The sequence below is a fragment of the Pelomonas lactea genome, assembly GCF_043555885.1.
GTDB classification, from domain to species: Bacteria; Pseudomonadota; Gammaproteobacteria; order Burkholderiales; family Burkholderiaceae_C; genus Pelomonas; species Pelomonas lactea.
In genome coordinates this window covers 245,093-266,495 of the sequence record NZ_JBIGHX010000010.1, presented here as the reverse complement: position 1 = coordinate 266,495, position 21,403 = coordinate 245,093, and the positions used below count along the sequence as shown (strand labels likewise).

20 protein-coding genes are annotated in these 21,403 nt (G+C 72.2%); 7 read left to right on the top strand and 13 right to left on the bottom strand.

Translation table 11 applies throughout. The annotated features are described in order from the left end of the window. Positions 1-74 precede the first annotated feature (74 nt). From ACG04Q_RS23650 to ACG04Q_RS23635, 4 genes are all read left to right on the top strand, one after another. Complete coding sequence (locus tag ACG04Q_RS23650; protein WP_394514018.1) at positions 75-806, top strand: hypothetical protein; 732 nt, start codon at positions 75-77, stop codon at positions 804-806. Between the two features lie 19 nt (positions 807-825). Further along, positions 826-2,043, top strand: coding sequence for an RtcB family protein (locus tag ACG04Q_RS23645; protein WP_394514016.1), 1,218 nt, complete (start codon positions 826-828; stop codon positions 2,041-2,043). 174 nt (positions 2,044-2,217) lie between these two features. Then, positions 2,218-3,090, top strand: coding sequence for a c-type heme family protein (locus ACG04Q_RS23640; RefSeq protein WP_394514015.1), 873 nt, complete (start codon positions 2,218-2,220; stop codon positions 3,088-3,090). Positions 3,091-3,216: 126 nt separating this feature from the next. Then, positions 3,217-4,665 carry a serine/threonine-protein kinase gene (locus tag ACG04Q_RS23635; RefSeq protein WP_394514013.1) on the top strand — a complete coding sequence of 483 codons (1,449 nt, stop codon included), beginning with the start codon at positions 3,217-3,219 and terminating at the stop codon, positions 4,663-4,665. Here ACG04Q_RS23635 and ACG04Q_RS23630 read toward each other — a convergent pair. From ACG04Q_RS23630 to ACG04Q_RS23615, 4 genes are read right to left on the bottom strand one after another with little or no spacing between them, the layout of a single operon-like run. Further along, complete coding sequence (locus ACG04Q_RS23630) at positions 4,610-6,277, bottom strand: serine hydrolase domain-containing protein (protein WP_394514012.1); 1,668 nt, start codon at positions 6,275-6,277, stop codon at positions 4,610-4,612. The two genes, ACG04Q_RS23635 and ACG04Q_RS23630, sit on opposite strands and share 56 nt — an antisense overlap. Further along, a complete protein-coding gene (locus ACG04Q_RS23625; RefSeq protein WP_394514011.1) occupies positions 6,274-6,840 on the bottom strand; it encodes a hypothetical protein in 567 nt (188 codons plus the stop codon). The genes ACG04Q_RS23630 and ACG04Q_RS23625 overlap by 4 nt, the downstream gene beginning before the upstream one ends. After that, positions 6,837-7,358: an RNA polymerase sigma factor gene (locus tag ACG04Q_RS23620; RefSeq protein WP_394514010.1), complete on the bottom strand. Its 522-nt coding sequence runs from the start codon at positions 7,356-7,358 to the stop codon at positions 6,837-6,839. Before ACG04Q_RS23620 ends, ACG04Q_RS23625 begins: the two co-directional genes overlap by 4 nt. Before the next feature lie 31 nt (positions 7,359-7,389). Beyond that, positions 7,390-8,283: a class I SAM-dependent methyltransferase gene (locus tag ACG04Q_RS23615; protein WP_394514009.1), complete on the bottom strand. Its 894-nt coding sequence runs from the start codon at positions 8,281-8,283 to the stop codon at positions 7,390-7,392. 33 nt (positions 8,284-8,316) lie between these two features. Here ACG04Q_RS23615 and ACG04Q_RS23610 point away from each other — a divergent pair, with 33 nt between their 5' ends. Then, positions 8,317-9,228 (top strand): glutaminase, encoded by a 912-nt coding sequence (locus ACG04Q_RS23610; RefSeq protein ID WP_394514008.1) that lies wholly within the window; start codon positions 8,317-8,319, stop codon positions 9,226-9,228. Here ACG04Q_RS23610 and ACG04Q_RS23605 read toward each other — a convergent pair. From ACG04Q_RS23605 to ACG04Q_RS23585, 5 genes are all read right to left on the bottom strand, one after another. Further along, positions 9,225-9,839 carry a redoxin domain-containing protein gene (locus ACG04Q_RS23605; protein WP_394514006.1) on the bottom strand — a complete coding sequence of 205 codons (615 nt, stop codon included), beginning with the start codon at positions 9,837-9,839 and terminating at the stop codon, positions 9,225-9,227. The two genes, ACG04Q_RS23610 and ACG04Q_RS23605, sit on opposite strands and share 4 nt — an antisense overlap. Further along, entirely contained in the window at positions 9,836-11,926 is a 2,091-nt protein-coding gene (locus ACG04Q_RS23600; RefSeq protein WP_394514004.1) for a protein-disulfide reductase DsbD family protein, read from the bottom strand. The genes ACG04Q_RS23605 and ACG04Q_RS23600 overlap by 4 nt, the downstream gene beginning before the upstream one ends. A 9-nt stretch (positions 11,927-11,935) precedes the next feature. Continuing rightward, entirely contained in the window at positions 11,936-12,490 is a 555-nt protein-coding gene (locus tag ACG04Q_RS23595; protein ID WP_394514003.1) for a tRNA-uridine aminocarboxypropyltransferase, read from the bottom strand. Then, positions 12,487-13,056, bottom strand: coding sequence for a hypothetical protein (locus tag ACG04Q_RS23590; RefSeq protein ID WP_394514002.1), 570 nt, complete (start codon positions 13,054-13,056; stop codon positions 12,487-12,489). Before ACG04Q_RS23590 ends, ACG04Q_RS23595 begins: the two co-directional genes overlap by 4 nt. A 114-nt stretch (positions 13,057-13,170) precedes the next feature. Further along, the gene (locus ACG04Q_RS23585; RefSeq protein WP_394514001.1) at positions 13,171-13,353 is read right to left on the bottom strand and encodes a hypothetical protein; all 183 of its coding nucleotides are present in this window, start codon (positions 13,351-13,353) and stop codon (positions 13,171-13,173) included. A gap of 170 nt (positions 13,354-13,523) precedes the next feature. Between ACG04Q_RS23585 and ACG04Q_RS23580 the strand changes: the two genes are divergently transcribed. Then, on the top strand, positions 13,524-14,906 hold the full coding sequence (locus ACG04Q_RS23580; protein WP_394514000.1) for a leucyl aminopeptidase family protein: 1,383 nt from the start codon (positions 13,524-13,526) through the stop codon (positions 14,904-14,906). Here the strand turns inward: ACG04Q_RS23580 and ACG04Q_RS23575 are convergent, their stop codons facing one another. Together ACG04Q_RS23575 and ACG04Q_RS23570 are read right to left on the bottom strand one after the other, a co-directional pair. Beyond that, entirely contained in the window at positions 14,907-15,815 is a 909-nt protein-coding gene (locus ACG04Q_RS23575) for a ProQ/FINO family protein (protein WP_394513999.1), read from the bottom strand. A 115-nt stretch (positions 15,816-15,930) separates the two neighbouring features. Further along, positions 15,931-16,605 carry a DUF4197 domain-containing protein gene (locus tag ACG04Q_RS23570; RefSeq protein ID WP_394513998.1) on the bottom strand — a complete coding sequence of 225 codons (675 nt, stop codon included), beginning with the start codon at positions 16,603-16,605 and terminating at the stop codon, positions 15,931-15,933. 280 nt (positions 16,606-16,885) lie between these two features. Between ACG04Q_RS23570 and ACG04Q_RS23565 the strand changes: the two genes are divergently transcribed. Continuing rightward, positions 16,886-19,588 carry a bifunctional acetate--CoA ligase family protein/GNAT family N-acetyltransferase gene (locus ACG04Q_RS23565; RefSeq protein WP_394513997.1) on the top strand — a complete coding sequence of 901 codons (2,703 nt, stop codon included), beginning with the start codon at positions 16,886-16,888 and terminating at the stop codon, positions 19,586-19,588. 94 nt (positions 19,589-19,682) lie between these two features. On the opposite strand, the gene ACG04Q_RS23560 is transcribed toward ACG04Q_RS23565, so the two are convergent. Next, on the bottom strand, positions 19,683-20,624 hold the full coding sequence (locus ACG04Q_RS23560; protein ID WP_394513996.1) for a nucleoside hydrolase: 942 nt from the start codon (positions 20,622-20,624) through the stop codon (positions 19,683-19,685). Further along, on the bottom strand, positions 20,621-21,400 hold the full coding sequence (locus ACG04Q_RS23555) for a fumarylacetoacetate hydrolase (protein ID WP_394513995.1): 780 nt from the start codon (positions 21,398-21,400) through the stop codon (positions 20,621-20,623). Before ACG04Q_RS23555 ends, ACG04Q_RS23560 begins: the two co-directional genes overlap by 4 nt. Positions 21,401-21,403: the final 3 nt, after the last annotated feature.

The window sequence follows — 21,403 nt, the reverse complement described above, 5'->3', positions numbered from 1 at the left end:
TTCCTCAACCCCTGCGGCGCCGAACTGGGTTCGAATCGCACGCATCTGCCGGCACCTGCCGGCGAGAGCCCCTCATGAAGAAAGCCAAACGACTCACCGCCGCGCAGCAGCGCCGTCTCGGCTGGACGCCGCAGGGCGTGGGCCTCGCGCCCGAGCTGTACGCGGCGGCGCTGCGCTATCTGTTTGATCGCCCTGAGGGCCGGCAGGATGGCGCCTGGTACTGGGGCGCCGACGAAGCCGACTTCGACGCCACGCCGCTGGAATGGACGCGCATCCAGACCGTGCTGTTCGCCAACGCCGGCACCGACCTGGCCGGCTACAGCGACGAGCAGGTCGGCCACGGCCTGAACTACGTGATGAACAACAGTCTCAGCGACGTGCCGTTCGCGGCCATCGACGCCAGCGTGCCGCTGGACGAGGCCATGCGCATGATGGACGCGATGCCGACGCTGTGGCGCGACTGCATCGGCCCGCGGCTGGCGCACGTGCACCAGCCCATCGGGTCGGCCACGGGGGCGCTAGCGCATGTCTGCTACATGTGGTTCGACGTCTGGCCGACGTTCTGGAACGTCAAGCATGAACCGCGCTGGCAGGCCGCCGTGTGGCAGGTGCTGCGCGAAATGCTGGACGTGCCCTGCCGCGAGGTGCAAGTCGCCGCGCTGCACGGCATCGGCCACGAACAGCAGCGCCTGAACCGGCGCGACGAGATCGACAAGACCGTCGCCGCCTTCATCCGTTCGATCGACCGCAACGATCAGAACCTCAAGAACTACGCGCAAGCAGCCCGCCAAGGCAGGGTGCTGTGAGCCGCAACAAGGAAACACCATGGAACCCCAACACATTCGCGAAGACGTCCCCGGCGGGGTGCCGCTGAAGATGTGGACGCAAGGCGTACCGGTCGAGGACTCGGCCAGGCGCCAGCTGCAGAACGCGGCCCGCCTGCCCATCGTCTTCAAGCACATCGCCGCGATGCCGGATGTTCACTTCGGCATCGGCGCCACCGTCGGCTCCGTCATCCCCACCGTCAAGGCCATCATCCCGGCCGCCGTCGGCGTGGACATCGGCTGCGGCATGATGGCCTGCAAGACCACGCTGACGGCCGAGGACCTGCCCGACAACCTCGGCCCGCTGCGCGCGGCCATCGAGCGCGCCGTGCCGCACGGCCGCGCGCCCGGCAACCGCGACCCGGGCGCCTGGCAGAAGCCGCCCGGCTCGGTCAACACGGCCTGGGCGCAGCTGGAGCCCGAGTTCACCGAGCTGTGCCGCGACTACCCGAAGATCGCCAAGACCAACCACATCCAGCACCTGGGCACGCTGGGCTCGGGCAACCACTTCATCGAGGTCTGCCTGGATGAAGCGGGCTCCGTGTGGTTCATGCTGCACTCGGGCTCGCGCGGCGTGGGCAACTTCATCGGCACGATGTTCATCGAGCTGGCCAAGCAGGACGCGCTGCGCCACCAGGCCAACCTGCCGGACCGCGACCTCGCCTACTTCGAGGAAGGCAGCCGCTACTTCGGCGACTACGTGCGCGCGGTCGGCTGGGCGCAAAAATTTGCGGCCCTCAACCGCGAGCTGATGATGAAGCGCGTCATCGAGGCGGCCAAGACCGTCATCCACAAGAACTTCCAGAGCCACATCGAGGCGGTGAACTGCCACCACAACTATGTGCAGAAGGAAACGCACTTCGGCCAGGAGGTCTACCTGACCCGCAAGGGTGCGGTGAGCGCCAAACAGGGGCAGCTCGGCATCATCCCGGGCAGCATGGGTGCGCGCAGCTACATCGTGCGCGGCAAGGGCAACCCCGATTCGTTCGAGAGCTGCTCGCACGGCGCCGGCCGCGTGATGAGCCGCGGCGACGCCAAGCGCCACTTCACGCTGGCCGACCACCGCGCCGCCACCGAGGGCGTCGAATGCCGCAAGGACAAGGACGTGCTTGATGAGACACCGGCCGCCTACAAGGACATCGACGCCGTCATGGCCGCCCAGCGCGAGCTGGTGGACGTGGTGCACACGCTCAAGCAGGTGGTGTGCGTGAAGGGTTGATGACGCCCGTCCGTTCAGGGGCGCCCGACGAGAGTCGGGCGCCCCTTTTTTCATGCCCGGTCCGCCCCTTTTCTTGGGGACCCGCGCCCGGCCCGCCACCGCTCAGCCACTACCATTCGGCCCCTGGCCCGGCAAGCCCAACAACGACAGCAACACCCGCCGCCCGAGGTCCCCATGAAACTGCTCGCCAAATTCAACCTGGTCTACCTGCTCGTCATGAGCCTGGGCATCGCGCTGAGCGGCGTCATCGCGCGCCAGCTGCTGCAGGACAACGCCAAGCAGGAAACCATCGCCAGCGCGCAGATGCTGATGGAGAAGGCGCTGGCCGTGCGCAACTACACCAACACGCAGATCAAGCCGCTGCTGGTGGCGCAGATGACGGAGAAGTTCCTGCCCCAGACCGTGCCGAGCTACTCCGCCACCGAGGTGCTGGGCACGCTGCTGGCCAAGCACCCCGAGTTCGCCTACAAGGAGGCGACGCTGAACCCCACCAACCCGCGCGACCGTGCCACCAGCTGGGAGGCCGACATCGTGGGCCAGTTCCGCAGCGCCGCGGAGCTGAAGGAAGCCGTCGGCACGCGCGACACGCCGGCCGGCCCGTCGCTGTACATCGCCCGCCCGCTGCGCATCACCGACCCCGCCTGCCTGGCCTGCCACAGCAGCGTGGAGGCCGCGCCCGCCAGCATGGTGGCCCAGTACGGCCCGGCCAACGGCTTCGGCTGGAAGCTCAACGAGGTCATCGGCGCGCAGATCGTCTCCGTGCCGCTGGGCGTACCGCTGGAGCGCGCCGACAACGTGTTCAAGATCTTCATCACCTCGGTGGTGGGCGTGTTCGTCGTGGTCGGCGTCGTGCTGAACCTGATGATCTGGCTGCTGGTGGTGCGCCCCGTCACGCGACTGTCGGCGCTGGCCGACCGCGTCAGCCAGGGCGACCTGGACGCGCCCGAGTTCAAGGCCAGCGGCCGCGACGAGATCGCCACGCTGTCCGACTCGTTCTCCCGCATGCGTGCCTCGGTCGTGCAGGCCATGAAGTTGCTCGATGCCTGATGAACTCGCCTTGTTGAACCGGGGCAGTCGGGCCGAGCGCCGGGCTGCTCCCAAGCCGGTCGACCCGGCAAGCATCGCCGTCCCCTCGGGGGACGGGCCCGCGTACCCGCGGGACGAGGGGCTCACATGAAGCATCCCGCGCAGCTGGGCAAGTACCGCATCACCGAGGTGCTCGGTGAGGGCGCGATGGGCGTCGTCTACAAGGGCTTCGACCCCGACATCCAGCGCACCGTCGCGCTGAAGACCATCCGCACCGGGCTGGATGCCGAGGACGACAGCCCCGGCGCGCCGGCCTCGCGCTTTCGCAACGAGGCGCAGGCCGCCGGGCGGCTGGGCCACCCGGGCATCGTGGCCGTCTACGACTTCGGCCGCGACCAGCAGGTGGCCTACATCGCGATGGAGTTCGTCGAGGGCCGCTCGCTGGCGAGCTACCTGACGGCCAAGGTGCGCTTCACCGACACCGACATCGTCGGCATCATGAGCCAGCTGCTGGACGCGCTGGGCCACGCGCACGAGAAGGGCGTCTGGCACCGCGACGTGAAGCCGGCCAACATCATCCTGATGGCCAACGGCCGGCTCAAGGTGGCGGACTTCGGCATCGCCCGCATCGAGACGCAGCACCTCACGCAGACCCACTACATGGTGGGCACGCCCAGCCACATGGCGCCGGAGCAGTTCCTCGGCAAGCCCATGGACCGGCGCGTGGACATCTACGGCGCCGGCGTCGTGCTGTACCAGCTGCTGACCGGCCGCGCGCCATTCGCCGGCACGACCGAGGCGCTCATGTACAAGGTCGTCAACGACGCGCCGGAGCCGCCGTCCATCGTCGAGGGCGCGGACCGCCCCGGCTGGTTCGACGCCATCGTCGCCCGTGCGCTGGCCAAGCGCCCGACGGACCGCTTCGCGACGACCTTCGAGTTCAAGCAGGCGCTGGCCGGCGCCATCGGCCGCAGCGTCGACGACTCGGCCTGGGAGCAGACGCTGCTGATGGCGCCGCCCCGCCCGGCGCGCTCGCCGCTGACGCCCACGCTGGCACCGCCGTCGGTGGCCAGCGCGTCCAGCGGTGCGCCGCCGCCGTCGCACTGGGACAAGGCCCAGCTGACGCAGGCCGAGCAGACGCTGGCCCGACACGTGGGCCCGCTGGCCAGCGTGCTGGTGCGCCGCGCGGCGCGCGAGTGCAGCGACCTGCACGAGCTGTACGCCCGGCTGGCCGAACAGGTGGCCGACCCGCGCGCCCGCGACGCCTTCCTGGGCCAGGCCAGCCAGGTCACCGGCAGCATGGGCCGCACAGCCGGCGGCACCAGCGGCGCGCCGTCGTCGCCCGGCACGCGCAGCACGGCGGGCTCGGCCGGGTCGGCCGGCGCCACGACGCTGGGCGGGCCGCTGAACGACGCGCTGCTGGACCGCACCGTGCCGCTGCTGGCCCAGCATGTGGGGCCCATCGCCAAGGTGCTGGTCAAGCGCGCCGCCGCAGACACGGACAGCCGCGCCATGTTCTTCAACCGGCTGGCCGAGGCGGTCAGCGATCCGACGGCGCGCGAGAAGCTGCTGAAGGCGCTGGCACAGCTGCCCTGAGCGGGCCGCGCAGCGACCGGCCGCCCTGCTTCAGCACGGCGGCGACGACGCGCCCCCCGGCATCGCGCTCGAACTCCACGACGGCCCCAACCGCCGGCACCTCGATGCGATCGGTACCGGCCGCGGTCGCCGCGATTGCCGGCTGGCCGCTGCCCTGCACCATCAGCTGGCCTTCGCGCTCAAACACCTTCAGGCTGAACTGCGGCGCCAGCTCGAACTCGCCGGCCCAGTCGCGCCAGGCGGGGTTGCTGATGCTGGGCGGCGCCTCCACGAGGCCCACGCGGCGCGCCGGCGTCACGCCGCCCAGCTGGTGCCAGGTGAAGCGCGCGACGGGCTGGCCGGGCGCCGGCGGCTCGGGCCGCAGCAGCGCGGGCAGGCCCAGCGGGTAGAAGTCGCCGCGGCTGTCGCGGCGCAGCTCGAACGCCGGCTGCCCCGGTGCCTGCACCGTCAGCCGGCCGTCGGCGTCGCGGATGGTCAGCGTCATCGCGCCCAGCGTGTAGTCGCCCGCCAGCGCCTGGCGCAGCGCGGGCGGCGTGTCGACGGCCCGGCGCGGCTGCAGCGGCACCGGCAGGCCCAGCAGCGCGGCACCCAGGTCGCCCAGCCCGCCGATGTCGGTCAGCGACGTGTCGGCCAGCAGCACGACGGCGCGCCGGCTCGCGGGTTCCAGCATCACCAGCGACGAGAAGCCGCCCGTGCCGCCCTCGTGCAGCACCAGGCTGCGGCCCTGTGCCTGCTGCAGCAGCCAGTTCATGCCGAAGCCATGCGCCAGCGGCTGCTGCGTGCGCTGCAGCCGCGCCACCAGCGCCGGCGGGCCGTCGCCCAGTTGACCGCGGGCGTAGCCCACCATGTCGTCCAGCGTGGCCTTGACCATGCCGACGCCGGCCAGGTTGGTCGCGATGGTCCAGGCCGGCGCGGGCGACCCGTCAGGCAGGTGGCCGGTGGCGGGTGCGGCGCGCCCGGGCTTCGCGATGTAGGCCGTGGCCATGCCCAGCGGCTGGAACAGCTGCTCGCGCAGCGCGGCCTCCAGGTTGCCGCCCAGGCTGCGCGCCACGGCCACCGACAGCACCATCGTGCCGAAGTTGGAGTACTCGGCCTGGCTGCCGATGGCGCGGGTGAGCCGGGCCTTGCCCAGCGACGCGAGCAGGCCGGCCTCGGTCAGCCGCGCGTACGGGTCGGCCTGCGTGCCGCCCTGCAGGTCGGCCGGCAGCACCGGCAGGCCGCTGGCATGCGTGAGCAGGTCCCGCACGAGGATCTGGCGCTCGCCCTGGCGCGGCACGTCGGTGCCGGCGGGCAGGTGGCGGGCTACTGCGTCGTCCAGCGACCAGCGGCCGCTGTCCACCAGCCCGGCCACCAGCGCCGCCAACATCGTCTTGCTGACGGAGCCGATCTCGAAGGCCGCGTCCGCCGCCGGCGGGCCGTCAGCACGCGTGCCGGCGCAGCGGCGGGCGCGCCAGACCTGGCCCGGCTCGATGACGGCGGCCTGCACGCAGGCGCCGGTGCGGTCGCCGTCGAGGCGGGCGGCCAGCAGGCGGTCGACATCGGCGTCGCTGCCGGCGGCCTGCAGCAGCGGGGACAGGGCCAGCAGCGCGCCGGCCAGGGTGATGCGTCTCATGCCGTCTCCTTCGTCAGCTCATCCAGAGCATCGATCTCGCGCTGCAACTGGCGGGCCGCGCGCCGGTTGATCCACACCACGCCGGCCATCACCAGCGCCGTGATCACGAACGACCAAGGCTGCCACTGCCCGTTCTCGATCTGCCGCCCGCTCAGGAACAGTACCAGCCCCGGCACCACCGGCGCCACGTACCAGCGCCAGGCCGACCGCAGCGCGTCCCGCTGACGGGCCAGCTCGGCGCGGTGGAACTGCAGCAGGCTGGCGCCCAGCGCCTCAGGCTGCTGCCGCGCTGACGCGCGGCGCTGCAGCTGCCACAGCATGACGCCCACGCCCGCCACGTTCAGCAGCGCGCCCAGCTTGGTCAGCCAGTACGGAAAGAACCAGGCATAGCCCAGGAACACCACGACCACCAGCACGGCGGCCACGGTCTCGCGGCGGTTGCGCCGGCCCACGGTGTGCTGCAGCCGGCGGGCCTGCGCCGCCAGCGCGTCGGCCGGCAGCGGTTGCAACGCGGTTGCGGCCTGCTCGCGCCACAGCAGGCGGGCGTCTTCATCGATGCTCATCGGGGGCTCCCGGGTGCGGCGAGCTGGCGGGCCAGCAGCGCCTTGATGCGGTGGATCTTGGTGGCGACGTTGCGGGCCGACAGGCCGGTGATGTCGGCCATGCCGGCAGCGTCCAGGCCTTCCAGGTAGAGCAGCATCAGCTCGCGGTCCAGCGGCGCGAGCCGGTGCACCAGCGCCATCACGCGCTGCAGGTCCAGCCGGCGCTCGGTGTGGCCGGGGTCCAGGCGGTCGTCGGGCAAGTGCTCGATCTCGTCCAGCGCCAGCATCGGGCCCTTGCCGGCGTGCTGCTGCACATGGCGCGCGCCGACGTTGTGCGCGACGCGGTACACCCAGGTGCGCAGCGAGCAGTCGCCACGAAAGCCTTTCAGGCTCTGCCACAGCGCCAGGTGCAGCTCCTGCTGCAGCTCCTGGCGCAACGCCGGGTCGCGCTCGTAGCCGGCACAACAGCGGGCCAGCTCCGCGCCATGGGCGGCCAGGGCCTGGCGGTACAGCTGGTCCTGCGAGAGTTCAGGGGTCATGCAGCAGGTAGTGACGGCGCTGCGGGATTTCTTACAGGCGGTACGCCAACACCTTCAGGCTGCGGTCCGGCGACACATCCTCGAACACCGCCGGGTTGGCCACGCGGCCGACGGGCGTCAGCTCGGGCGCGTGCTCGGCCACCACCTCGCGCAGAAATGCCTCGCCCAGCTTCGGCGCGTTCAAACACAGCAGCGCGTGGCCGCCGGGCGCCAGCAGCGCGGGCAGGCGCCGGGCCAGCCGCGCGTAGTCCTTGGTGGCGACGAAGCTGCCTTTCTGGAAGCTGGGCGGGTCGCAGATGACGAGGTCGTACGGGCCGCCGCGCGTCAGCTTGCCCCAGGAGTTGAAGATGTCGTGGGCCAGGAACTTCGCGCCCGTCTTCACGCCGTTGAGCTCATGGTTGGTGCGGCCGGTGGCCAGCGCGCCCGACGCCATGTCCACGTTGACCACCTCGGCGGCGCCGGCCTGCAGCGCGACGACCGAGAACGCGCAGCTGTAGGCAAACAGGTTCAGCACCTTGGCGCCGGGCTTCACCTGCTCGCGCACCCAGCGCCGGCCCTCGGCCATGTCCAGGAACAGGCCGTGGTTCTGGCCGCGCAGCAGGTGCACGAGGTAGCGCGTGCCGGCCTCGGTGACGACGTGCGGCTCGGGCACCGCGCCGGCCATCAGCCGCGTCTCGGCGCCCTCGCCGCGGCATTGGTAGACCCAGTTCAGCGCGGCGCCGAAGCGCGCGGCCAGCGCAGCGCCGACGGCGGCCAGCGCCGCGTCGTCCAGCGGCTTGAAGGACGTCAACAGCAGCACCGGCGGGAACACATCCAGCGCCAGGTGCTCGCAGCCGGGGAAGCGCCCGCCGCGGCCGTGGAACAGCCGGCAGGCCTCGGTGGGCAGGGCGGGGGCGGCGGCGATGGCGTCGAGTAGGGCTTGCATGGGCGTCATTGTCCCGGCGACAGAATCGGCCCCATGAACTTCCAGCTCGTGCTCGACCAGATCAACGCCGAACTGCGCCCGCTGCTGGGCCAGCAAGGCCAGGTGGCCCGCTACATCCCGGCGCTGGCGCGGGTGTCGCCACAACAGTTCGGCATCGCGCTGCGCACGTGCGCGGGCGAGGTGGCGCAGGCCGGCGACAGCGCGGTGCCGTTCTCCATCCAGAGCGTGTCCAAGGTGTTCTCGCTGACGCTGGCCATCAAGGCGCTGGGCGAGGCGCTGTGGACGCGCATCGGCCGCGAACCCTCAGGCAGCCCGTTCAACTCGCTGGTGCAGCTGGAGACGGAGCGCGGCATCCCGCGCAACCCGTTCATCAATGCCGGCGCCATCGCGGTGGCGGACCGGCTCGTCACGCTGGGCGACGGCAAGGCCGAGCTGCTGGCACTGCTGTCGCGCCTGTGCGGCGAGCCGGTGGCCATCGACGCCGAGGTTGCGCAGTCCGAGGCCGACACGGGCTTTCGCAACACGGCGCTGGCCAATTTCATGAAGGGCTTCGGCACGCTGGACAACGACATCGCCACCGTGCTGGACGTCTACTTCAACCAGTGTGCGATTGCGATGACCTGCGAGCAGCTGGCCTGCGCCGCCGGCTACCTGTGCCGCGACGGCCGCCACCCGCTGGCCGGCACGCCGGTGCTGAGCCCCGCGCAGGCGCGGCGCGTGAACGCGCTGATGCTGACCTGCGGCACCTACGACGCGGCGGGCGAGTTCGCCTTCCGCATCGGCCTGCCCTGCAAGAGCGGCGTGGGCGGCGGCATCATCGCCGTCGTGCCGGACCACCTGACGCTGTGCGTCTGGTCCCCCGCGCTGGACGCCACCGGCAACTCGCTGCTGGGGCGCCAGGCGCTGGAGCTGTTCGTCGCGAAGACGGGGCTGTCGGTCTTTTAGCTCGCGTACTTGACGCTGCAGCCGTACGGCCGCGTCGACGCCTTCTCCACCTTGCGGCCGGCGGCCACGTCGGCCAGGGCCAGCTTCACGTAGGGCTCGGCCTTGGCGATGTCCTCGACCTTGGCGCTCGCGATGCTGTCGATGCCGCCCTTGTAGGCCAGCGTGCCGTCGCCCTTGATGACGTAGAGGTGCGGCGTGGTCTGCGCGCCGTACAGGCGGCCCAGTTCGCCCTTGGGGTCCAGCAGCGTCGCGGTGGGTGCGGCGCCGCGGTCGGCGTTGAGCTTCTTCGCGGTCGCGCCGTCGACGAAGCCCTGCTGGCCCGGCGCCGACGAGATCACCTGCAGCCACACGACGCCCTGTCCGGTGGCATCCTTCTGCTGGCCCTGCATGTTGCCGCTGCCGTAGTGCTTCTTCACGTAGGGACAGTCATGGTTGGTCCACTCCAGCACCACGGTCCTGCCCTTGTAGTCGGCCAGGTTGACGGTCTTGCCGTCGGCGGTCGTCGCCGTGAACGCGGGCGCGGGCGCCTCCACGTTGACGTTGGCGACAGCCAGCAGCGGCGCGGCCAGCACGGCGGCGATCAGGGCACGGCGAACAGGATTCATCGTCATGGCGAACTCCGGGGGGCGGGGGTGGAAGCAATGGCCTCGATGACGAGGCCGGGCGTGAGGATCTGCGGCAGCACCTGCGCCTCGGCGGCACCCGGCGCGTAGAAGAGGTACAGCGGCACGCCGGAGCGTCCGTGGGCCTTCAGCACGGCGGTGATGGCGGGGTCCTCGCGGGTCCAGTCGCCCTTGAGGTAGGCGATGCCGGCCTTGGCGAAGGCGTCCTTGACCTCCGGGCGGGACAGCGCCACGCGCTCGTTGACGAGGCAGGAGATGCACCAGGACGCCGTCATGTTGACGAACACCGGCTTGTTCTGGGCGCGCAGCTCGGCCAGGCGCTCGGCGCTGTAGGCCTCGTGGCTGGCCGCCGCAGCTGGCGTGGCCGCGTCGACCGGCTTGATCGCCGTCGACAGCCCCAGCGCCAGCACGACGCCGGCAACCGCCGCGGTGGTGCCCACGGCACTCGCACCGCTGGCGTTGCGCCACCACAGGCCGAAGGCCATGACCACCAGCCCGCCCAGCGCCAGCGCCACGCCGTCCGGCCCGGCCTGCTGCGCCAGCACCCACAGCAGCCAGACGACGGCGGCATACATCGGGAAGGCCAGCGCCTGCTTGAAGGTGTCCATCCACGCGCCCGGCCGCGGCAGCCAGCGCTGCGCCGCCGGCCAGAACGCCAGCACCAGGAACGGCAGCGCCAGCCCCAGGCCCAGTGCCAGGAACACCGCCAGCATGACCACCGCCGGCTGCGCCAGCGCGAACGCCAGCGCCGCACCCATGAACGGCGCCGTGCACGGCGTGGCCACCACCGCCGCCAGCACACCGGTGAAGAAGCTGCCCGCCAGGCCCTGCTTCGCCGCCAGCCCGGAGCCGATGCCGGTGAAGCTGCCGCCCACGTCGAACAGGCCCGACAGGTTCAGGCCCACCAGGAACAGCAGATAGGCCACCACCAGCACGAACACCGGCGAATGGAACTGGAAGCCCCAGCCCACCTGCTGGCCGCCGGCGCGCAGCGCCAGCAGCACGCCGGCCAGCGCGGCAAAGCTCAGCAGCACGCCGGCCGTGTAGGCCAGGCCCTCGGCCTTGTGGTCGCCCTGCTTCACCAGCGCCAGCGCCTTGATGGACAACACCGGGAACACGCAGGGCATCAGGTTCAGGATCAGCCCGCCCACCAGCGCCAGCGCCAGCGCGGGCAGCAGGCCGAGGTCCGACTTGGCCGCGGGCGCTGTAGTGGCCGCGGGGGCCGCCGCCGGGGCGCTCAGGTCGGCCGGGCCGGGGCCTTTGCCGGCGCCTTCGGGCATGGGCGCGGAGACCGTCCAGGCCTGCTCACCGGCCGCCGTGGTCAGCACGACGACGCCGGACAGCGGCTGGCCCGGCTTCACCGGCTCATCGCCCGCGGGCAGGTCCAGCGCCCAGCCGTCGCCTTCCGCCTTCAGCGCCTGCGGCGCGCTGTGCGCGACGGCGCCCCAGGTGTCGGCGAAGAAGTACGCCTTGGTGACGCCCGCCACCGGCCCGCTCAGCCGCACGCCCTGCGGCGCCGCCTTGAGTTGCACCGCGAACGGCGCCGGCCGCGGGATGGCGCGGCGCCATTCGTCGATCTGCGCCGCGTCCGGCCCGGCCTTGGGCTCCGCGGCCACGGGCAGGTCCAGCCCCAGGCTGACCTGTTCGGGGATGCAGACGTCCTTGCAGACCAGCCAGCGCACCTCCGCGCCAGGCTGGAAGCGGCCACCCGGCTTCGCGTCGGCCGGCACGGTCAGCTCCACCAGCAGCGCCGGGCGGCCCTCGTAGCCGTAGTTGACGAGCGGGCCAATGGCCTGCACCGACGGCGTGGGCCACTGGATGGGGCCGGCCTGCGCGCCGGTCCAGTCGATGGTGGTGGCCTGGCCCGAGTCGCCCGGGTTCAGCCAGTAGGTGTGCCAGTGCGCCTTGATGTTCTGTTCCAGCGCCACCGTGAAGCGCTGGCCCGGCGCCACGGCGGCCTGGCTGGACACGAGGCGGGCCTGCACATGCTCGGTCGCGGCCTCGGGCGGCGCGGCCCAGGCCAGCAACGGGGCGGCCAGCAGGGCCAGGGAAACGGGGCGCAGGAACGAGAGCATCCCGAAATCCTAGGTCAAACCCGTTTCACCCCGTCGTGACAGGGCCGCATGAACAAATGCATCGAATGCCGCCCACAGCGGCGCGAAGCGCTCCGCCCCACCCTCCAGCAGCGCCAGCGCATGCAGGCCGGCCTCCAGCGTCGACAGCTGGCCCGGCCGGTGCGCGCGGCGGATGGCGTAGCGGCCGGGCAGCGCCGGCAGGCTCACGCGCGGCAGCGCGGCCAGCCAGGGGTTGGCGGCCAGCAGGCGGCGGCTCTGGCGCCAGCTGCCGTCCAGCAGGATCAGCCGGCGCATGTCGGCCGCGGGCACGGAGGCGCCCTCGCCGGGGTACAGCAGCGCCGTGCCGGGGGTGGCCAGCGCGGCGTCGAACACCTCGCCGCGCAGCAGCCAGGCGCGCTGCAGCCCCAGCGTCAGCAGCAGCGCGGTGTTCTTCGCATGGCCGGCCTCGGCCGGGTGCTGCAGGATCAGCAGTTCCGTGCGGTGCGCCAGCGGCGGCACCGGCAGCGTGGCGCACAGGCAGGTGGCGGCCGGCCGCTCGCAGCGCGCGCAGGTCGGCCGGCTCAATGCGGCGGGGGCACCGTGTGCGGCCCCACCGTCGACACGGTGGAATCCTGCTCCAGCGTCGGCTCGGCATCCTTGGGGCGGCGACGCGAGCGCGTGCTGGGCAGGCTCAGCTGCTTGCGCCGGGCCAGCGCGCCGGCCACCCACACGCCGCCGAGGACGCCGAAGATGTTCAGCGCGCCGAACAGCGGCGCCGCGTTGGACGACAGCAGCATGGTCTGCAGCGGCGCCGAGTAGGCCCGTGGCTTCACCGCGAAGCTGAAGGCGCCAAAGATCAGCCACCCGGCCCAGGCCAGGCCGACGCCGGCCATCATCCACGCCACGTAGGGGCGGTGGCGGCGCCGCGCCGGGCGCAGCGTCAGATAGCCCCACACGACGGCGAGAGCGAACAGCAGCAGTGCGATGGCCACGGCCTCGCCCAGCATCACCTGCGGGCTGTTGCGCCCGCCAAACATCACGTAGAGATGGCGCGGCAGGCCAATCGCGGCGTATTGCATCGCAGCGCCCGCTCCGACGCAGAACAGCAGGGCACCGGAGGCGAAGGCGATGGAACGGCGGGCGGCTTTCATGCGCGCATTCTCGGCGCAGCCGGCGGGGAAAACCGTGCAGCACTGGGCAAAACAAAGCCCGCCGTCCGGTCGACCGGAGGGCGGGCGGTAGGGTGGCTGAAGCGCCGGCCGGGCTCAGCGCTTGCGGTCGAAGCGCATCGCGCGGGCCAGGCCGCGGCGCTCGCCGCTGTAGAAGCCGGTGTCGAAGGCCTCGTGCTTGCGGCCCTTCTCGACCGATTCCTCGGTGGTCCACGCCGCACCCATCTCGGGCACAGGCAGGCGGCGCGGGGCGTGTTCTTGGCGGGTATGGATCTTCATGGTGCTCATCGGGCCCGTTTTTCGGACCGTCTCGCGGTGGGTTGCTGCGCGATTGAGGGCACAACGCCGCCCCGCGCCGCCCGGTTGACAGGCGCCACACACTTCTTTGCATTCGTGTCGACCCGACACGAGCCGACACAATGGCCGCCTCGAATCCCCGGAGCTGACCGATGACCGTCAAGCTGAAGAAATCCCTCCCGGCCAAGGCCACCCCCGTCACCGTCGTCGACCGCGCCGCCTTCCAGGCGCTGGCGCCCACCCTGCCCACGGCCACCCGCGCCTGGCTGGCCACCGTCGGCTTCGTCGGCGCGGCCGACAGCCATGCGCTGGTGCCCGGCGCTGACGGCCGACTGGCCCAGGTGTTTGCTGGCGTCGCGCACGCCGCCCACCCGTTCGCGCTGAGCCACCTGCCGCTGGCGCTGCCCGCCGACGAGTACCGGCTGGACGAGGCTGGCCTGGCGCTGCAGCCGGAGGCCGCGGCGATGTCCTGGGAGCTGGGCGGCTACCGCTTCGACCTCTACAAGCCCGCCAAGCGTGAGCCGGCGACGCTGTGGCTCAAGCCCGGTGCCGACGCCGAACGCGGCCTGGCGCTGGCCACCGCCACCGCGGCCACGCGCGACCTCGTCAACACGCCGGCCGAGCACATGGGCCCGGCCGAGTTGTCGGCTGCCGCCCAGGCGCTGGCCAAACAGTACGGCGCCAAGTTCGGCGAGATCGTCGGCGACGCGCTGCTGAAGAAGAACTTCCCCAGCATCCACGCGGTTGGCCGTGCGAGCACGCGCTCACCTCGGCTGATCGAAGTAACCTGGGGCGACCCCAAGCACCCGACGCTGGCGCTGGTCGGCAAGGGCGTGTGCTTCGACACCGGCGGACTGAACATCAAGCCCGGCGAGGGCATGCGCCAGATGAAGAAGGACATGGGCGGCGCCGCCAACGCGCTGGCGCTGGCCGGGCTCATCATGGCCTTCAAACTGCCGGTGCGGCTGCAGCTGCTGATCCCCGCGGTGGAGAACTCGATCGCCGGCAACGCCTACCGGCCGGGCGACATCATCAAGACCCGCAAGGGCCTGCACATCGAGATCGGCAACACCGACGCCGAGGGCCGCGTCATCCTGTGCGACGCACTGGCCTACGCGGCCGAGGGCGAGCCCGACCTCGTCATCGACCTCGCCACACTGACCGGTGCCGCCCGAGTTGCGCTGGGTGCGCAGCTGCCGGCGCTGTTCGCCAAGCACATGGACACGGCGCGGGACCTCGTCGACCTGGGCCTGAAGCTGGACGACCCGCTGTGGCACATGCCGCTGTGGGCGCCGTACCACGCGGGCATCGAGAGCACGCTGGGCGACATCGTCAACACGGGCAAGAGCGCGCTGGCCGGGGCCATCAACGCGGCGCTGTTCCTGGAAGACTTCCTGCCTGCGCAGCAGGACTGGCTGCACGTGGACCTGTTCGCGTGGAACGACGCGCCCCGCCCCGGCCGCCCGGTGGGCGGCGAGGCGCAGACCATCCGCACGCTGCTCGCCTACCTGGAGCAGCGCTACGCGGCGGGCTGATTACTCGGCCTGATCCTTGGGCGGCTGCGCGTCGGCCGCCGGCTCGGCCTTGGCGGCACGGGCCGCCTGCAGCGCCTGGGCCATCTGGGACTGCACCGGCTGGTCTGCCTGCACCGGCGCCGGCTTGCGGCCGGGTTGCTGCGGGCGGCCGCCCCCTTCGCCACGCGGCGGGCGGTCACCGCGCGGCGGGCGATCGCCACGCGACGCGTCGCGCCGGCCGTCCGGACGCTGGTCCGGGCGGCGCGGGCCGCGCCCCTCGGGACGGCCGCCACCGGGGCGGCGGTCATCGCGGCGAGGTTCGCGCGGCGGGGCTGGCGGCGCCTCGGCGCGTTCCTTGCGGGCCAGGTCCAGCAGGCGCGGCAGCTCCTCGGGCGTGGTGCCCTTGAGCACGCAGAAATTGGCCTCGGTCAGCGTCGTGCGCTCGAAGTCCCAGAGCAATTGCGCGCGGTTGCGGCGCTGCTGGGCTTCCAGCTGGTGGCGCTGCTGCTCCGCCTGCTCGCGCTCCTGGCGCGCGCCCTTGCGGCGGGTCAGCTCCTCCTTGGCCGCGGCGAGGTGCTCCTCGCTGATGTCGCCGGCGGGGTTGCCGTCCAGGTCGAAGCGGGTCTTGCTCTGCGTCAGCGCGATCAGGTAGCCGGTGCTGCCGGTGTGGCGACGCAGGAAGGCGCTGAGCTGGGCCTTGCTGAACTTGCCGGGCGCGCGCTCCTGGATGTCGGCCTGCACGCGCAGCTTGACGGGCTTGGGCTTGCCCGTGAACAGCGCCGGGAACAAGGCCTTCAGTTCGGCGCTGGCGTCGGCCACCGGCTTCGCCTCGGGCGATGCGGTCACGGCAGCGGCGGCGGGCGCGACCTCGATCGGGGTGTCGGCAGCGGGCGCCACGGCGGCAGCCGCCGGTGCTTCGGACGGGGTCACGGGATCGGGAAGATCGGAATTCATCGCAAGGCCGACGCGTCGGCAGCAAACAGGCAAGGGGCGGGATTGTCGGCCATCAGGCCGCCCGGCGCGCCATCCCCCGAAAAGCGGCCGGTTACAAGCCGCCGAAGACCTTCTTCAGGATGGCGCTGCCGGTGCCCACCGGGTCGCGGCGGATCTTCTTCTCCTCCTCGCCGATGATGCGGAACAGCCCGTCCAGCGCCCGGCCCGTCACGTACTGCTGGATGTTGGCCTCATCGCCGCGCACCAGGCCGAAGCCGGACGCTTTCCTCGCGACGGCGTTGTACTTGTCGGCCAGCGCCACGCGCTCGGTGGCCCGCGTGACAATGGGGAGGAACTGCTGGCCCAGCGGCTCGCGGGTCTTGTCGGCGAAAAAGTTCGTCACGGAGTCGTCGCCGCCCTGCAGGATCTTCAGGCCGTCCTCCACGCTCATGTCCCGCACCGCCTTCAACAGCAGCGGCTTGGCCGCGGGCACGGCGGCCTCGGCGGCGCGGTTCATCGCGGTGACGAGCTCATCCAGCTTCGCCCCCTGGCCGGTGGCCTTCAGCAGCTTGGCGGCATCCTTCAGCGAGCCGGGCAGCTCGATCTTGACGAGCGGGTTGCCGAGGAAGCCGTCGGGCCGGCCCAGCAATGCGACGGCGGCATTGGCGCCGCGCTCCAGCGCGGTGCGGATGCCGGCATTGGCATCACCCTCGGACAGGTTCAGTGCCCAGGCGGGGCGCAGCAGCAGCGCGGGGGCGCAGGCGATGACGAGACGACGGCGTGACATGGCGGGCTCCGGTGCAGCGGGAACACGATCTTCCCACCTCACGGCCGGGCCCGCCTCAGGCCGCGACGCGCGGCAGGCCACGCCCGGCGTGGTCCATGCGCCGGTCGACCTGCCGTCACAGCCATGAATGACGAGGACGAAGCCCCACAGCGCGCAGGAACGATGCGCCACTTGCCCTGGGTCAACGCGGCGTCAGCACGGCTGCCTAGGATGGCGGCCGGGGCCGTGCCCTGCCGCGGCCCCGTGCAGCTGTCGATCAGCGCCGACTAGAGTTCCCCGAATGGACGACCATTTCCTGACCCCGCTGTTCATGCCCCGTTCGGTCGTGGTGTTCGCCGGCCCGCCGGATGAGCCCGAGCGCCAGACCCGCCAGGCCCGCGTGCTGCGTGCCGCGCTGGCCGCCGCGCCGGGGCCGCACCCGCCGCAGTTCCTGCATGGCGACACCACCGGCACGCTGGGCGAACTGGCGCGCTCGCGGGCCGACCTGGCCGTCATCGCGCTGCCGGCCGACGAGATCGCCGCGTCGCTGGAAGTGGCCGGGCGCATCGCCTGCCGCTCGGCGCTGATCGTCAGCGACGGCATCGCGCCCGAGCAGGCCGCGCAGCTCAAGCGCATCGCCCGCCGCGAGGGCGTGCACCTGCTGGGCCCCAACTGCCTGGGCTTCCAGCGCCCGCATCTCAACCTCAACGCCAGTGCCGCCGGGCCGCTGGCCGCCGAGGGGTCGCTGGCGCTGGTGTCGCAGTCCGGCGCGCTGACCTCGGCCATGCTGGACTGGGCGCGGCAGAACGGCGTGGGCTTCAGCCAGGTCGTGTCGCTGGGGCCGAACGCCGCGGTGGACCTGGCGCAGGTGCTGGACTTCCTCGCCGCCGACACGCGCACGCAGAGCATCGTCGTCTACCTGGAGGGCATCTCCAGCGCGCGCCGCTTCATGAGCGCGCTGCGCTCGGCCGCGCATGCCAAGCCGGTCGTCGTGCTGAAGGCCGGCCGCCGCAGCGCGGGCAACGAGGCGGCACTGACGCACAGCCGCGCCATCGTCGGCAGCGACGACGTGTTCGACGCCGCGCTGCGCCGCGCCGGCGCGGTGCGGGTGCGCAGCTTCGTCGAGCTGTTCTCGGCCGCCAAATGCCTGGCCGCGCGCTACCGCCCGGTGGGCAAGCGGCTGGCCATCATCACCAACGGCGGCGGCCCCGGCGTGCTGGCAGCCGACTGGGTCAGCGAGATCGGCCTGCAGCTGGCCAAGCTGTCGCCGGACACCGCCCGCGCGCTGGCACCGAAGCTGGCCGACCTGGCGTCGCTGGCCGACCTCATCGACCTCTCCGCCGCCGCCACGCCGGAGCACTTCCGCGCCGCGGTGGAGGCCGCTGCGCAGGACCCGGCGGTGGACGGGCTGCTGGTGGTCTACGCACCGCAGATCGGTTCCGAGGCGACGGAGACGGCCCGCGCCGTCGCTGCCGCGAAGGCCGCCACGGCGAAGCCGCTGCTGGGCTGCTGGATGGGAGACGCCTCCGTGCTGGAGGCACGTCGCGTGCTGAACGACGCGGCCATCGCCAATTTCCGCACGCCCGAGGCCGCCGTCGGCGCCTTCGGCAACATCGCGAGCTTCTACGCCAACCAGCAGCTGCTGCTGCAGACGCCGCCGCCCATGTCCAGCCTCGCGCAGCCGGACGTGGAGGCCGCGCGGCTGCTCATCGAGAGCGTGCTGGCCGAGCGCCGCCGCACGCTGACCGAGATGGAAAGCAAGGCGCTGCTGGCGGCCTTCCACATCCCGGTCACGCAAACCGTGCTGGCCCGCAGCGCCAACGAGGCCATGATGCTGGCCACGCAGATGGGTTTCCCCGTCGCGCTGAAGATCGACTCACCCGACATCGCGCACAAGAGCGACGTGCAGGGCGTGGCGCTGAACATCCAGAGCGGCGCGGCTGCGCGCGACACCTACAACGAGATGGTGGCCCGCGTGAAGCGCCTGCAGCCGCAGGCGCGCATCAACGGCGTGACGGTGCAGAAGATGGCCCGCGCCCACCGGGGCCGCGGCGGCCAGGAAGTCTGCGTGGGCCTGGTGACGGACGAGGCGCTGGGCCCCGCCATCGTCTTCGGTGCCGGCGGCACGATGATCGAGCTCATCGCTGACCGGGCGATGGAGCTGCCGCCGCTGAACCAGTTCCTGGCCCGCCGTCTGGTCGAGCGGGCGCGCGTGTCCGAGACGCTGGCCGAGGGCCGCGGCGGCGGCGCGCCGGCCGACCTGGAGGCGCTCGAGCGCGTGCTGCTGCGCGTCAGCGAGATGGTGTGCGAGTTCCCGCAGCTGCGCGAGATGGACATCAACCCGCTCATCGTCGACGAGCACGGCGCCGTGGCGGTGGACGCCCGCATCGTGCTGCAGCCCGGCCCGCAGACCGGTGTTCCGCGTGCCTTCGACTACCCGCACCTGGCCATCCTGCCCTACCCGGCGCGCTTCGAGCAGGTCTGGCCGCTGGCCGGCGGTGGCGAGGTGACGGTGCGCCCCGTGCGCCCGGACGACGCGCAGATGCTGCAGGACCTGGTGCGCGGGCTGAAGCCCGAGAGCCGCTACTTCCGCTTCGCCAGCGCCATCCAGGAACTGCCGCCTGGGCTGCTGGCGCGGCTGACGCTGATCGACTACGACCGCGAGATGGCGCTGGTGGCCGTCTACTGCGAGCGCACCGCGCGCGACGACGGCGGCTTCGACGAGCGCGAGCGCATCGTCGGCGTCAGCCGCATCATCACCAACCCCGACCAGACCAGCTGCGAGTTCAGCCTGCTGGTGGCCGACGACTTCGGCGGCAAGGGCCTGGGCTCGCGGCTGATGGAAGGCATCACCGACGCGGCCCGCGAGAAGGGCCTGAGCGACATCGAAGGCCTGGTGCTGACGAACAACGCCGACATGCTGAAGCTGATGCGCGGGCTGGGCTTCACGATCAAGCCGCACCCCGAGGAGCCGGAGTTCCGGCTGGTGACCAAAGGACTGTGAGCCCCTCGCCCGTCCCGCCGCGCTGAACGCGGGCGGGCCTGGTCGGTTCCCGGAGGGGCCGGCTGGGTAGCGGCCCGGCGCCCGGCCCGAAAGCTCAGCCGAGCCGCGCCAGCCGCTGCGTCAGCAGCGCGAAGAAGCCGTCCGCGTCCGCGTGCCGCAGCACCTGGGCGTTGGCCGGCAGGCCGGTGACGGCCCACCAGTCGATGACGGTCATGCCGCGCGTCAGCTCGCTCTGCGTCTCGATGCGCACATTGCAGTTGCGCCCGGTGAAGAGGTCGGGCTTCAGCAGCCAGGCAATGACGCAGGGGTCGTGCAGCGGGCCGCCGTCCTGGCCGTACTTTTCCTCGTCGTAGCGCTCGAAGAACTCCATCCAGGCCGCCACTACGGCGCCCACGCGGTTGGGCAGCGCGCGGATGGCGTCGATGCGATTGGCGGCGGTGAGTACCTCGTGCGTGACGTCCAGCGGCGCCATCGTGATGGGCACGCCGCTGGTGAACACCTCGTGCGCCGCCTGCGGGTCGACGTAGATGTTGAACTCGGCCGCCGGCGTCACGTTGCCGCCCTCGAAGAAGCCGCCGCCCATCAGCACGATGCGGCGGATGCGCGTGGCGATGTCGGGCGCCTGGCGCAGCGCCAGCGCGATGTTGGTCAGCGGGCCCAGCGGGCACAGCGTGACGGTGCCGGCCTCGCGCTCGCGCAGCGTCTGGACGATGAAGTCGACCGCGTGGCGGGCATCGACCGGCAGCACGGGCTCGGGCAGGTCCACGCCGTTCAGGCCGGTGTCGCCGTGCACGTGCTCGGCGGTCACCAGCGGCACGTCCAGCGGCCGGTCGGCGCCGGCGCAGACGGGCACGTCCGTGCGGCCGGCCAGCTCCAGCACCTTGCGCGCGTTCAGCGTCGTCAGCGCCAGCGGCACGTTGCCGGCCACCGTCGTCACGCCGAGCAGTTCCAGTTCGGGCGAGGCGGCGGCCAGCAGCAGCGCGACGGCGTCGTCCTGCCCGGGGTCGGTGTCGATGATGATGGGCAGGCGGTTCATGGGGTGAGGTCCGGGGGGGCGATGTCGAGGTCGATGGCGCCGAAGAGGCTGCTGCCCTCGGCGGTCTTGAGGTCCAGCAGCAGGCTGTCGCCGGCGGCGAGCGCCTGCTCCAGCGAGCCTAGCGCCGCACCGACGACCTGCCCGGCCCGCAGCGCCCGCAGCCGGGCCACGCGGGCCAGCGCGGCGCCCGGGTGGGCGTCGATGTCGCGGACGGGTTGCTTGCTGCCGTTGTGCAGCAGGTGCAGGCAGGCCTGCACGCGGCCGTTGCGCCAGGCGCTGCCGAGTTCATCGGGCGTGACCGCCAGCGGCGCGGCCTGCGTGGCAATCAGTTCGTCATCCAGGCGCCAGTCCACGACGAGGGTCAGCAGGCGCAGCGCGTCCAGCGCCGCGGCCGTGTCGCTGGCGGCACCAAGGTCGCCAGTGACGGCGGCCAGCGCCACCTCGCCGTGGGCCGGCGCGCGCAGCGGCTGGTGCGCGGCGGCGAACTGGCCGGCATCGCGGCGCACGGCACCGTCCGCGCCGACGACGGCCCAGCCGCTGGCGCGCGGCAGCGGCGCCAGGCATTTGTCGGGGTCGAACGGGAAAGCGTGGCGCAGCTTGCCGTGGTTGAGCTGCACGGCCAGGTCTTCCAGCTGCGGCGCGAGGAAGCCCCAGTCGTCGAGCACCTGCTGCAGGCGAGTGGCGATGCCGGTGGCGTAGTGAGCCTGGGTCAGGTCGCGCGAGACGACGACGAGGTGGCCGTCGCGCGAGCCGTCGGCGTAGCTGGCGAGTTTCATGGG